Annotated in this window: 10 protein-coding genes; 1 reads left to right on the top strand and 9 read right to left on the bottom strand. The window is 68.3% G+C overall.

What is annotated here, in order from left to right; translation table 11 throughout:
• The first annotated feature begins 19 nt into the window (after positions 1-19).
• Positions 20-1,168: an MFS transporter gene (locus ACX1DX_RS06855; protein ID WP_459398049.1), complete on the top strand. Its 1,149-nt coding sequence runs from the start codon at positions 20-22 to the stop codon at positions 1,166-1,168.
• A gap of 21 nt (positions 1,169-1,189) precedes the next feature.
• Here the strand turns inward: ACX1DX_RS06855 and ACX1DX_RS06850 are convergent, their stop codons facing one another.
• The 9 genes from ACX1DX_RS06850 to ACX1DX_RS06810 form a co-directional block, all read right to left on the bottom strand.
• A complete protein-coding gene (locus ACX1DX_RS06850) occupies positions 1,190-2,200 on the bottom strand; it encodes a LacI family DNA-binding transcriptional regulator (protein WP_459398048.1) in 1,011 nt (336 codons plus the stop codon).
• A 10-nt stretch (positions 2,201-2,210) separates the two neighbouring features.
• Complete coding sequence (locus ACX1DX_RS06845; RefSeq protein ID WP_459398047.1) at positions 2,211-3,605, bottom strand: GH1 family beta-glucosidase; 1,395 nt, start codon at positions 3,603-3,605, stop codon at positions 2,211-2,213.
• Positions 3,602-4,507: a carbohydrate ABC transporter permease gene (locus ACX1DX_RS06840; RefSeq protein WP_459398046.1), complete on the bottom strand. Its 906-nt coding sequence runs from the start codon at positions 4,505-4,507 to the stop codon at positions 3,602-3,604. The genes ACX1DX_RS06845 and ACX1DX_RS06840 overlap by 4 nt, the downstream gene beginning before the upstream one ends.
• The gene (locus ACX1DX_RS06835; RefSeq protein WP_076060815.1) at positions 4,507-5,460 is read right to left on the bottom strand and encodes a carbohydrate ABC transporter permease; all 954 of its coding nucleotides are present in this window, start codon (positions 5,458-5,460) and stop codon (positions 4,507-4,509) included. Before ACX1DX_RS06835 ends, ACX1DX_RS06840 begins: the two co-directional genes overlap by 1 nt.
• A 60-nt stretch (positions 5,461-5,520) precedes the next feature.
• Entirely contained in the window at positions 5,521-6,801 is a 1,281-nt protein-coding gene (locus ACX1DX_RS06830; RefSeq protein ID WP_245243959.1) for an ABC transporter substrate-binding protein, read from the bottom strand.
• A 212-nt stretch (positions 6,802-7,013) separates the two neighbouring features.
• Positions 7,014-8,963 carry a M13 family metallopeptidase gene (locus tag ACX1DX_RS06825; protein WP_459398045.1) on the bottom strand — a complete coding sequence of 650 codons (1,950 nt, stop codon included), beginning with the start codon at positions 8,961-8,963 and terminating at the stop codon, positions 7,014-7,016.
• Between the two features lie 19 nt (positions 8,964-8,982).
• Positions 8,983-10,182 (bottom strand): hypothetical protein, encoded by a 1,200-nt coding sequence (locus ACX1DX_RS06820; RefSeq protein ID WP_459398044.1) that lies wholly within the window; start codon positions 10,180-10,182, stop codon positions 8,983-8,985.
• 29 nt (positions 10,183-10,211) lie between these two features.
• On the bottom strand, positions 10,212-11,246 hold the full coding sequence (locus ACX1DX_RS06815; RefSeq protein WP_459398043.1) for a 2-oxoacid:ferredoxin oxidoreductase subunit beta: 1,035 nt from the start codon (positions 11,244-11,246) through the stop codon (positions 10,212-10,214).
• Entirely contained in the window at positions 11,246-13,120 is a 1,875-nt protein-coding gene (locus tag ACX1DX_RS06810; RefSeq protein ID WP_245243958.1) for a 2-oxoacid:acceptor oxidoreductase subunit alpha, read from the bottom strand. Before ACX1DX_RS06810 ends, ACX1DX_RS06815 begins: the two co-directional genes overlap by 1 nt.
• Between the last annotated feature and the right edge of the window lie 111 nt (positions 13,121-13,231).

The following is a 13,231-nucleotide window of genomic DNA, read 5'->3' as shown; positions in this document are numbered from 1 at the left end:
CCTCTTGGAGTGATGCCTCGTGGTGCTGCGCGCGCCGGGTATGCCGCTGATCCTGCTGACCGCCTCCGTGGCGTTCGCCGGCTTTGCGCTGTTGTTGCCCATCTCCCCGCTGTGGGCCGCTCGGGGCGGCGCGGCGGAGTTCGGCTCCGGCATGGCCACCACGGTCCTGATGGCCACCACCGTCCTCACCCAGCTGCAGGTCAACCGCTGGCTGGCCAGGTGGGGCTGGACCCGCACCCTGTCGCTGGGCCTCCTGGCGCTGGGGATCCCCGCCGCACTCCAGGCGATCAGCCCGGACCTGTGGGTGGTGCTCGGCACCAACGCCCTGCGCGGCGTCGGCTTCGGCGTCATCACGGTGTGCGGCGCCACCGCCGTCGCACTCCTGACCCCTCCCGAGGTGCGTGGCCGGGGCGTCGGCCTCTACGGCCTCGCCATCTCCATCCCGCAGCTGGTACTGATGTCGGTGGCGCCCCTGCTGGCCGACGTGATCGGCGTGCGCTGGACGCTCGTCCTCGGCCTGCTGCCGCTGGTCGCCCTCCTGTGGGTGGCGGAACTCGGGCGGCAGATCTCCCGGCAGACGGCGGGCGACCCGGGGGCGTCCTCGGCGGGCGCGCCGCTGCTGCGCGTCCTCCCGTTGATCTGGATGCCCGTGGCCGCCCTGCTGTTGGTGACGGCCTCCGGGGGTGCGGTGCTGACGTTCGCGCCGCAGCTGGTCAGCGACCCCCTCGTGGCAATGACGGTCCTGCTCGCCGTGACCGGGTTGGCCGCCGTGGGGCGCTACCTGGTCGGGGGGCTGAGCGACCGCTACGGCACCAGGCCGTTCATCTGGTCGCTGCTCGGGGTGGCCGCGCTGGGCGTGGCGGGCATCGCGGCTTCGCTCCGGTGGGGGCAGCCCGCGTGGATGATCGTCGGCGCCGCCCTGCTGGGCGTGGCCTACGGTGCGCTGCAGACGGTGACGCTGGTGCGCTCGTTCGTGGAGGCGGGGGAGGAGAACCGTACCTCCACCTCGGTGATCTGGAACGTGGGCTTCGACGTCGGCACCGGCGTCGGCGCCATGGCGATCGGTGCGCTGGCCGGCGGGTTCGGCTTCGCCCAGGCCTTCGTCTTCACCGCTGCGGCAGTGGCGCTGGCGGCGGTCGCCATCGCATTGCGCGAGCGCCTCCCCTGACTGCCCGGATCAGATGAGGGCTCAGGCCGATTCGCGGACGATGAGATCGGGATGCAGGATCCTGGGTTCCGGGATCACCCCGGTCTGGAGCTGCTGGATCAGCAGCTCGGCGGCGGCGGCAAGCGCGAAACCGGAGTTTGTGACAGTCGTGAGGGAGGGCCTCGCATAGGCGGCCAGGCTGATGTCGTCGAAGCCCACCACGCGCAGGTCGTCCGGAACCCGGACGCCGTGCTCCGCGAGCGATTCCAGCACCCCCAGCGCCATGAGGTCTGAGGAGACGAAGAGCCCGTCGAGCTTCACCGCACCGGTGGCGATCTCGAGCCCTGCGGAGAGGCCGGAGTCACGGTCGAAGTCGCCATTCCAGATGCCGCCGGCCGCCTTGCCGTGCTCGGCGAGCTCGGTGCGCCAACCCTGGAACCTGTCGCGGGCGCCCACCATGTCCAGCGGGCCGGTGACGATGCCGATGGTCGAGCAGCCCTGCTCAATCAGGTGCCGGGTGGCGAGCCGGCCGCCCAGCACGTTGTCCAGGTCGCTGTAGGCGACATTGACGGCGCCGCTGAACGGACGCCCCACCAGCACGGTGGGCACGCCCGCAGCCACGGCGGTCTCCACCACGCCGTCGGACCCGTGGTGGGACACCACGACGATGCCGTCGGCCAGGCGGGAGCGCAGGTAATGGCGCACCCGCTGCGTCTGCCCCTGCGGGTCTCCCATCAGGAGGACCAGCTGGTAGTCGGCGCCGGTGAGCACGGAGTTGATGCCGCCGATGGCGGCCTGGAAGAAGGGGTCCTCGAACACCGTGCGCGTGGGTTCGGGCACGACGACGGCGATCGACATGGTTCGGCGCGTCACCAGGCTGCGGGCCGCGGCGTTGGGGACGTAGCTCAGGCGGGCCATCGCCTCCTCGACGGCGGAGCGGCGCTCCTCCGACACCTTGGCGGGCTCGATGATGGCGCGGGAAGCGGTCGCCCGCGACACGCCGGCGAGGCGTGCCACGTCTTCGAGTGTCGGCGGGCGACCGTTGAGACTCATCTCATCCTTCTTACGGCTTGGCCAGTTCGCGTGAACGGATCATGTCAGCGTACCAACGGGCAGAGGCCTTGGGCGTGCGCACCTGGGTGTCGTAATCGACGTGGACGATGCCGAAGCGCTTCTCGTAGCCCCAGGCCCATTCGAAGTTGTCCAGCAACGACCAGGCGAGGTAGCCCCGGACGTCGGCCCCGGCCTCGATGGCGTCGTGGACGGCACCGATGTGCTGGTAGAGGTAGTCGCTGCGGTCGGCGTCGGCCACGAACCCGTCGGCGTCCGGCACGTCGTTGAAGGCGGCCCCGTTCTCGGTCACGACCAGGTGGGCGCCGTGCGGGGCGGCCCAGTCGCGGCTCAGGCGCACCAGCACGTCGGTGAAGTCCGGCGCGTAGATCTCCCAGCCCATGGCCGTCAGGGGGACGTCGCGGCTGACGCCCGTGGTGTCGCCGGTACGTGGGTGCGGCGAGCCGGGGGAGTCGACGTCGGCTCCCGGGACAGCGGCGGTGGTCTCACCGTTGTAGAAGTTGATGCCGAGCACGTCGATGGGCTGGGAGATGATCTCCAGGTCCCCGTCGAGGATCAGCTCCGCGGGCCAGAGGTCGCCCATGTCGGCGATGAGGTCTGCCGGGTACTGCGCCGTGAAGAGCGGGTCCAGCCAGATGCGGTTGCGCAGGGCGTCGTGCCGCCGGGCGGCGTCGCGGTCGGCGGCGCTGTCCGGGTCTGCCGGGTGGTGGATGCTGGGGTTGATGGTGATCCCCACCTGCTTCGGCTGTGCGAGACCGAGCTCACGCAGCCGCGTCACGGCCAGCCCGTGCCCCAGGAGGAGGTGGTGGGCCGCGGCCAGTGCCTCGCGTCCGTCCTGGTGGCCCGGGGCGTGCTCGCCGTTCGCGTAGCCCAGGAACGCGGAGCACCAGGGCTCGTTGAGCGTGGTCCAGATGTCGACCCGGTCGCCCAAGGCGCGGTACATCACCTCGGCGTAGTCGGCGAACCGGTGGGCGGTGTCGCGGTTGGTCCAGCCGCCCCTGTCCTGCTCGTACTGGGGCAGGTCCCAGTGGTACAGGGTCAGCCACGGCTTGATGCCATCGGCCAGGAGCTCGTCCACGAGCCGCGAGTAGAAGTCGAGACCCTTCTGGTTGACCTCACCGGGGGCGGGCACCACGCGGGGCCAGGCCGTCGAGAACCGGTAGGCCTGGAGCCCCAGTTCCTTCATGAGGGCGACGTCCTGCGGCATGCGGTGGTAGTGGTCGCACGCCACCTCACCGGTGTCGCCGCCGACGACCTTGCCCGGGGTGGCACAGAACGTGTCCCAGATGGACGGCACGCGACCGTCCTCGGTGCTGGCGCCCTCGATCTGGAACGCTGCCGTGGCTGCGCCGAAGATGAAGTCGGGGGTAAAGGTGACGGGGGTCATCCCTTCACTGCTCCTTCCATGACGCCGGCGACGAGCCGACGTCCTGTGATGATGAAAACGATGATGAGCGGCACGGTGGAGATGACCACGCCGGCCATGATGAGGGAGTAGTCCTTGAAGTAGCTGGACTGCAGCAGCTGCAACGCCACGGGGAGCGTGGGGTTGCTGGCATCGAGGACGATGAACGGCCAGAAGAAGTTGGTCCATTGGGCCACGAAGGTGAACAGGGCGAGCATCGCGGCCGCCGGCATCGCGGCAGGGAGCGCGACGTGGCGGAACGTGCTGATCATGGAGCAGCCGTCGACGCGGGCCGCTTCGATCAGCTCGTAGGGCAGCGCCTGGCTCAGGTACTGGGTCATCCAGAACACGCCGAAAGCGGTGACGATGTTGGGGATGATGACGGCGGCGAGGCTGCCCGTGAGCCCCAGTTCACTCATGACGATGAACAGCGGGACGATGCCCAGCTGCATCGGCACGGCCATGGTGGCGATGACGAAGATCAGCAGCGGCCCCCTGCCGCGGAAGCGCAGTTTGGCGAACGCGTAGCCCGCCAGCGTCGAGAAGATCACGAGGAACACCGACGTGACCGTCGAGACGATGACGCTGTTGGTGAAGGCCCGCCAGAAGTTGATGTCGGAGTTGAGTACCCGGTTGAGGTTCTCGATGAGGTTGCCCTGCGGCAGCAGGGGCGGGATGGGGTTGCGGGCGATGGTGGCCGCGTCGGAACTCGCCAGCTGGATGGCGTAGTACAGGGGGTAGATGGAGATGAGCAGCACCAGCGTCAGGGTCGCGTACGTGCCCCACCCGGCCCGGCGCCTGCCGGAGACCAGCCCCAGCTTGCGGCGTGCGTAGCGGGCCGCGCCCTTGCCCGCGGTCTGTTCGATCATGGGTGTCGAATGCATCACACGGCCTCCTTGGTGCGCTGCCTGGCCTTGCGGCCCTCGGAACTGGAGATGCGGCTGGTCAGCCAGAAGTTGATCACGCCGATGACGATGATGATGAGGAACAGCAGCCACGCCACCGCGGAGGCCCGGCCGAAGCTGCGTTGCGGCCCCCAGCCCAGTTCGTAGAGGTACATGGTCAGCGTCTGCCACTGCCGGTCCGCGCCGCCCTGACCCAGCTGGTCGAACATGCGCGGCTCGTCGAAGATCTGCAGGCCACCGATGGTGGAGGTGATGATGACGAAGATCATCGTGGGACGCAGCGACGGCAGCGTCACGGAGAAGAACTGCTGGACCCGGTTGGCCCCGTCGACGACGGCGGCCTCATAGAGCTCGCGCGGCACGGCCTGCATGGCGGCCAGGAAGATCAGCGTGTTGTAGCCGGTCCACCGGAAGTTCACCATCGTCGCGATCGCCACGTGGGCGGCGAAGCTGTCGGAGTGCCAGCCCACGGGGTTCATCCCGATCTGGCCGAGCAGGGTGTTGATCAGGCCGGAGCTGTCCGCGAAGAGCTTGGAGAAGATCAGGGAGACCGCCACCGGTGCCACCACGTAGGGCAGGAGGACGCCCATGCGCCACAGGGTCTTGGACCGCAGGTTGGCGTCGAGCATCCACGCGATGAAGATCGCCGCGATGAGCTGGGGCACGGACGACAGCAGGAAGATCGAGAACGTGTTGCGCAGCGCGTTGTAGAAGCGCGGTTGCTGCAGGACGTCGATGAAGTTCTGCAGCCCGACGAAGTCTCCCTGGCCGCCGATCAGGTGCCAGTCGTGCACGGAGACCCAGGCGGTGTAGATGAGGGGGTAGAGCCCCACGATCGCGAAGAGGATGAAGAAGGGGCTGATGTACAGGTAGGGCGAGTACTTGACGTCCCAGCGGTTCGCCCGCTGCCGCCAGGTGGTCATGGATGGCATTCGCAGTTCCTTGGGTGTGTGGTGGGCCCGGCGGAGCGCCGGGCCCACCCAGTCGGGGGATCAGTTGAGGCCGAGGGCCTCGTAGGCTTCGATGGCCTTGTCCCACGACGACGCCGCGTCGTCGGTGCCGGACTCGACGCGGTTCAGCGCATCGGTGACGGTGGCGCGGATCGAGAAGTAGTTCGGTCCCTTGAAGGGGGTGACGTCGACGGCGGCCGCACGGTTGGCGAGGATCTCGCCGGTGGGGGCGCCGTTGAAGAACTCGTTGGTCTGGCCGAGGAGCTCTTCACTGTCCAGGGCGTCGACCTGCGAGGGGAAGGTGCCCTTCGACATGAAAGCCTTGATCTGCTGCTCGGGGGCCGTCAGCCACGCCGCGAGCTCGCGGGCGGCCTCGGGGTTGGCCGACTGCTCGGGAACGGTCAGGAACGAGCCGCCCCAGTTGCCGCCGCCGCCGGGGAACACGTCAGCCACGTCCCAGCCGGTCACGCCGGCCGCGTTGCCCTCGATGACGCCCATCATCCAGCCGGGGCACAGCATCGTGGCGAAGCCGTCGTTCTGGAAGGCCGCGGTCCAGTCCTCACTCCACTGGGCGTACCCGGCGGAGAGGTCGTCGGCCTTGGCCTGCATGATCTGGTCGTAGATGGCCTTGATCTCGGTGTTCTCGCCCAGCGGGATGGGCGTGCCGTCCTCGTTCTCGAAGGGGGTGGCGACCTGGTTGACCATGCCCTGGAAGGTGGCGTCGGAGGAGTCGTACCAGGCGGCGTCGGACTTGGCGACGAAGTCCTTGCCGACGTTGAAGTAGGTGTCCCAGTCGCCCTCGAGGAGGTCGGCGACCGCTTCACGGTCCGACGGCAGGCCGGCGGCCTCGAAGAGGTCCGAGCGGTAGCACACGGCCTCGGGGCCGATGTCGGTGCCGTAGCCGATCAGCTGGCCGTCGGCGGTGGTGGCGGAGGCTTCCTTCCAGTCGAGCCAGCGGCCCTCGACGTCGTCGTTCTTGAGATCGACGAACTTATCGGCGTACTGCATCAGTTCGGGCAGCCAGTCGACCTCGACGGCTTCGATGTCGGAGAGGCCGGAGCCGGCGGCCAGGCGGGTGTTGAGGTTGTCGCGGGCCTCATCGGTGGTGGCGGCCTTCTTGTGCTCGATCTTCACGTTGGGGTGCTCATCCATGTAGTCCTGGAAGAGATCCTCGTAGCCGAATTCATTGAACGTGGCCACGCGCAGGGTGATCTGCTCGTCGCTGCTGGCTCCGGTCTCGTTGTCGGCAGGCTCCGCGCTGGCGGAACAGGCGGTGAGCCCGATGGCCAGCGCACTGACCAGGGCGATGGAACGCTTCTTCACTATGACTCCTTCGTCAATGTCCGTGCGCTCCGTGGGAGCGCTCTCATGGAGCAACTGTCATCGTTCGCGCGCCGTACGTCAAGCTGAAGCGGGGTTCTGTTATCAAATCGAGACATGAGAGCGATCTCAAACTGCGCGAAATGGCATTGACAAGGGTAAACGCAAAAAGGGCTGGAGCGCCATGATCAGCGCTCCAGCCCTCTCCTCCGAGATCACCAGATGGTGACGCGGTCCTCAGGGGCGAGCCAGAGAGCGTCGTCGTCGCTGACCTCGAAGGCGCCGTAGAAGGCGTCGAGGTTGCGCACGATCTGATTGCAGCGGAACTCGTTGGGGGAGTGCGGGTCTGTCGCCAACAGGACCTTCATGGCTTCGGGGCGCCGCTTGCCGCGCCAGGCCTGCGCCCAGCCGGTGAAGAAGCGCTGGGCCGGGGTCAGGCCGTCAACCGCCTCGCCATGGGGCTCGCCGCCGGCCAGCAGCCAGGCGTCGTAGGCGATACCCAGGCCGCCGAGGTCGCCGATGTTCTCCCCGACGGTGAGCCTGCCGTTGACGCCGGCGCCCTCGATGCCTTCCGGGATGAGGCCCTCATACTGACCGATCAGCCGCTCGGCGAGCGCCTCGAAGGCCTCCCGGTCTGCGGGCTGCCACCAGTCACGCAGGCGGCCGTCGCCGTCGCAGGTGCTGCCCTTGTCGTCGAAGCCGTGCCCGATCTCGTGGCCGATGACCGCGCCGATGGCGCCGTAGTTGACCGCGTCGTCCGCGTCGGCGTTGAAGAAGGGCGGCTGCAGGATTGCGGCCGGGAACACGATCTCGTTGCGGAGCGGGTGGTAGTAGGCGTTGACCGTCTGCGGGAACATCTGCCACTCGTCGCGGTCCACCGGCCCACCGATGCGCTCCAGGGTGTAGTCCAGCTCGAAGGAGTTGGCGGCGAGCACGTTGGCGACCAGGTCGTCGGCGGTGACCGGCAGCGCCGAGTAGTCGCGCCACTTCACCGGGTAACCGATCTTGGGAGTGAACTTGCTGAGTTTGCGCAGCGCCTCGGCCCGCGTCTCCTCGGTCATCCAGGTCAGCTTCGTGATGGAGTTCGCGTAGGCCCTCATCAGGTTGCCCACGAGCTCGTCCATGGCGGCCTTCGCCTCGGGCTTGAAGTGGCGCTCCACGTAGAGGCGGCCGACGGCTTCACCGAGCACGCCCTCCACCAGGGCGAGGCCGCGCTTCCAGCGGGGGCGCTGCTCCTCGTTGCCTGCCAGCGTCTTCTCGTAGAAGTCGAAGCGGGCCTCGACGAAGTCCTCGGACAGGTAGGCCGACAGCCCCGAAAGGGCCTTCCACCGTGCCCACGACCGCCACGTGTCGAGGGGTGCCGACACCAGCACCGGGGCCACCCCCTCGAGGAACGACGGCTGGCTGACGATCAGTTCAGCCAGCTTCCCGCGAGGGATCTCGGCGCCTTCGAGGAACGCGTCCCAGTCGAACCCCGGCGTGGCAGAGATGACGTCCTCCAGCGACGTGGGGTTGTACATCGCCCGCAGGTCGCGGCACCGGACCCTGTCCCAGTGGTGTGACGCGATCTCGGTCTCGACGGCGAGGACGGCCTGGGCCTGCTGCTCGGGCAGCTCGAAGCCGGCCAGTTCGAAGACCCGCGTCAGGTGCGCCAGGTACTTCTCCCGGATTTCGCCGTGCTCCTCCAGGCGGTAGTAGGCCTCGTCGGGCAGCCCCAGGCCACCCTGGGAGGCGAACACGGCGTAGCGGCTGGGGTCTCCCGGGTCTGATTCCTCGTAGAGGTGCACCAAGGGGCTCAACCCATGGCGCAGCGACCAGCCGAGGTGCCGGGCCAGGGCGACGGGCGAGTCGATCGCGTCGATCGTGTCCAGGATGGGGCGCACCGGCTCGATGCCGAGCGCCTCGATGCGGTCCGTGTCCATGAAGGAGGCGTAGAGCGCGGCGATGCGGCCCTCGTCGCTGGTGGGGTCGCTCTGCTGCTGCTCCTCCACGATCGCGCGCACGTCCAGTTCTGCGGCGTTGCGCAGGTCCACGAAACCGCCGGCCGAGGATTGGTCAGGCTCGATGGTGGCCGTCCGCAGCCAGGTTCCGTTGACATGGCGGAAGAGATCGTCCTGTGGACGCACGGCGGGGTCGGAATGTTCGAAGTCGATCGCAGGGGTCATGGCGGCCACCCTACCGTCGCTATCCGGTGCTCCAGGTCACCTCGATGGCCGACGGATCGCGGCCCAGCATGGAGGCGCGCACGTCGGCGGAGATCGTCGGTGTGGGGTGCGAGGCGGACCCGTTGCTGTAGGTGATGTCGAGCGCGGTGGCCAGCCGCAGCCGGATCAGGGCCACGCTCTGGTCGTCTGCCACCAGGGTGGGGGAAACATCGGACCAGGGGTTGTTGGTCAGGCGCCATCTCGCAGAGGAGACCGTCGCGCCACCGGCTGCTTCCGCCTGGTTGGGACACCCGGCCGGAGCGATGCTCGGAGTGCTGAAGCAGGCGTTGAGGGAGGCCCTGGCGGCCCCGATCAGCGCGTCCCGGCCCGCCTCTGTGAGCTCGGGCGTGATGTTGACCTTCACGGCGTCGGCCCGGGACGGGGAGGCCACCTGCAGCACGCTGGTCTCGGTGAAATCGAGGAAGGGCAGCCCAGTGGAGACCTCGTAGGTGCCGGGCACCACCTCGTAGGTGAGCGACGGGTCGATCCGCTGATCGTTGACCAGCACCGGGAGGTTCTGTCCGCCGGCGAGCACGAACTCTGCAGTGACGGTGGTCTGCGCCAAGCGGTACCTGCCGTTGTCCAGCAGGTTGAGCGAGATGGTGGTCTCGAACGGCTGGCCCGCGATGAGGTAGCGCACCGGGACGTCGGTGGCCGTCAGGCTGTCCGACAGGATCTCGACATCGGTAATGGGGCTCAGTTCGCGGGAGCGGGCGTAGACGTCCGCGTTCAGCAGCGCCTGCGAGCCGTTGCCGCCGGTGTCGCCCATCGCCAGCGCGCGGCCGAGGTCGCCGGTGGAGAGTGCCTCGAAATACTCCGAGACGATCTCCTGCGGCGTCTGTGCCGTGACCTCCGAGATGCTCGCCGTCGGGCTGGGCAGGGAGACGATCGTGTCAGGATCATCGGCGACCGGCCTGAAGTGGTTCACGTAGAGGAAACCGGTGAGTACACCGACGGCGAGGATCAGCGCCATCCCCCACACGAACGCCCGCACGGGGAAGGGTCGCCGGACGGCGGCGTCCCCAGGGGGAGGCGCGACGAAGCGGCTGTGGTTCCGGGTGCGGGTGAGCACGGACTGCATGCCGACGGCGTCGAACGTGTCCGGAGCGGGGGGCGGCGCCTCGTCGCCGGTCATGGGGCGGGTGGGCGTCGTGGGTGACGTGGGGCCGTCGGGAGGCATCGGCTGATGCAAACCCGGCTGCCGGTCTGTCATCGCGTCTCTGCCTCCCAGGTATCTGGCCCGGCGAGTACCGCGGCCAGCGCTGCCTCGGTGTCTTCGGCCTTGGCGGTACCGATCTGGTCCCGGACGAGGTCATCATAACTGGGGCGCTCAACGCGCCTGAAGATGCCGATGGGGGCCTGCCGGAGCACGCCCGGTTCCGTGAGGCGCGACAGTGCGAACGCCAGCGTGGGGTCCTGGCGCGTCTCGTCGTGCACGACGATGCTGGCCTGGTCCACCTCCGCGGTGCGGACCACCTTGAGGTCGCCGTCGACTCCCCGGGCAACCGCCAGTTCCCCGTTGCCGAACGTGATGGGCTCGCCGTGCACCAGCTTGATCAGCAGACCGTCCGGGCCCTTCAACGTGGAGAAGGCGTCGTCGTTGAAGATGGGGCAGTTCTGGTAGATCTCCACCAGCGACGTGCCGCGGTGGTTGGCCGCCGCCGTCAGCACCTCGGACAGGTGGGCGCGGTCCGAATCGATGGTGCGGGCCACGAAGGTCGCTTCGGCGCCGAGCGCGAGCGTGACGGGGTTGAACGGCGTGTCCACCGAGCCGTACGGTGTCGACTTGGTGAGCTTGCCGAGCTCCGAGGTGGGGGAGTACTGGCCCTTGGTGAGGCCGTAGATCCGGTTGTTGAACAGCAGGATGGTGAGGTTCACGTTGCGGCGCAGCGTGTGGATCAGGTGGTTGCCGCCGATGGAGAGGGCGTCGCCGTCTCCCGTCACGACCCAGACGTTGAGATCCGGCCGTGTCATGGCGACGCCCGTTGCGATGGCCGGCGCGCGCCCGTGGATGGAGTGCATGCCGTAGGAGTCCACGTAGTACGGGAACCGCGACGAACAGCCGATGCCCGAGATGATGACGGTGTTCTCCCGCTTGATGCCGAGCGTGGCCATCATGGACTGGAAGGTCGACAGCACGGCGTAGTCGCCACAGCCGGGGCACCAGCGCACCTCCTGATCGGAGGTGAAGTCCTTCTTGCTGAGCGGTTCGACGCTCAGCGGAACTCCGACGAGACCCGACATCAGTTGTCCTCCTTGGTGGTGGCGTCGATCTCCGCGCACAGGTCGACTTCGAGCTCGGTGAGCGAGATCGGGAGCCCGCGGACGCGCGAGTAACGGGTGATGGCCTTGGCGTACCGGGCCTGCAACACGACGGCGAGTTGACCGAGGTTCATCTCGGGCACCACGACCTTGTCGTAGCGGTGCAGGATGTCGCCCAGGTTGTCCGGCATGGGGTTGAGGTGACGCAGGTGGGCGAGCGCGACCTTGCGTCCGGAGAGGCGGACGCGCCGTGCGGCCGCGGTGATGGGGCCGTAGGTCGAACCCCAGCCCAACACGAGAACGCGGGCGTCGCCGGTGGGGTCGTCGACGACGAGGTCCGGGATGTCGCGGGCGATGCCCCGCAACTTCGCCCGGCGCGTGAGCGTCATGGCCTCGTGGTTGTCCGGGTCGTAGGAGATGTTGCCCGTGCCCTCGGACTTCTCGAGGCCGCCGATGCGGTGCTCCAGGCCGGGGGTACCTGGCACGGCCCACGCGCGGGCGAGGGTTTCGGGATCACGCGCGTAGGGCAGGAATGCATCCTTGCCCGAGGCGTCGGTGCCGTTGAGTTCGGTGGCGAAGCCCGGTTCGATGGGCTCGATCTCGCTGAGGTCCGGCAGCCTCCAGGGTTCCGCGCCGTTGGCGAGGTACCCGTCGGACAGCATGATGACCGGTGTGCGGTACTTCACCGCGATGCGGCAGGCCTCCAGCGCCGTGTCGAAGCAGTCCGTCGAGGACTTTGCGGCCAGCACGGGCAGCGGCGACTCGCCGTTGCGGCCGTACATCGCCTGCAGCAGGTCCGCCTGCTCGGTCTTGGTGGGCATGCCCGTGGACGGGCCGGAGCGCTGCACGTTGACGACGACGAGCGGGAGCTCGGTCATCACCGCCAGACCGATGGTTTCAGCCTTCAGCGCCATGCCGGGGCCCGACGTCGTGGTGACGCCCAGGGAGCCGGCGAACGACGCGCCCAGCGCGGCGCCGACGGCGGCGATCTCGTCCTCCGCCTGGAAGGTCATGACGCCCAGGTCCTTGCGGCGCGACAGTTCGTGCAGGATGTCCGACGCGGGGGTGATGGGGTAGGACCCCAGGAAGAGCTGCAGGCCCGCCTTGTGGGCGCCCGTGATGAGGCCGTAGGCCGTGGCCATGTTGCCCGACACCTGGCGGTAGCGACCGGCGGCGACCGGTGCCGGGGCGATGGTGTAGTTGACCTCGAACGCCTCCGTGGTCTCGCCGTAGGCGTGACCGGCCTTGAAGGCCGCGATGTTGGCGTCGCGGATGTCCGGTTTGGAGGCGAACTTCTCGCTGAGGAACCGGAGGGTGCCGTCGACGGGGCGCGAGTAGAGCCAGCTCAGCAGGCCCAGGGCGAACATGTTCTTGGTGCGCGAGGCGTCCTTGCGGGTCAGCCCGAATCCCTCGACAGCGCCGGTGGCCAGGCCGGTGAGGTCCAGCGAGTGCACGGAGTAATTGGTGAGGCTGCCGTCCTCGAGCGGGTTGGTCTGCCACCCGATTTTCTTGAGGTTGCGGGCCGTGAAGTCTGCCGTGTCGACGATGATGACGCCGCCCGTGGGCAGGTCCTTCAGGTTCGCCTTCAAGGCCGCAGGGTTCATCGCGACGAGCACGTCCGGCCGGTCACCCGGGGTGACGATGTCGAAGTTGGCGAAGTGCAGCTGGAAGCTGGACACCCCGTGCAGCGTGCCCTGCGGCGCGCGGATCTCCGCCGGGAAGTTGGGCAGCGTCGCGATGTCGTTGCCGAACGCGGCCGTTTCGGCCGTGAAGCGGTCTCCGGTGAGCTGCATGCCGTCGCCGGAGTCACCGGCGAAACGGATGACCACCCGGTCGAGCGAGAGCTGGTCTGCCACTGTCTGTTCCCTCTTGTCGTGTCGCAGGAGACGAATCGTCTCCGGTCAGAGTTTAGACCCGGTGTTTCGCGGGTCCCTCAGCGCATAACACCGGGCGGCACCCGATTAGTC

The sequence above is a fragment of the Tessaracoccus zhenghani genome (assembly GCF_054552775.1).
Note: the sequence above shows the minus strand (reverse complement) of the source record. Positions and strands in the feature narration are given on the sequence as shown.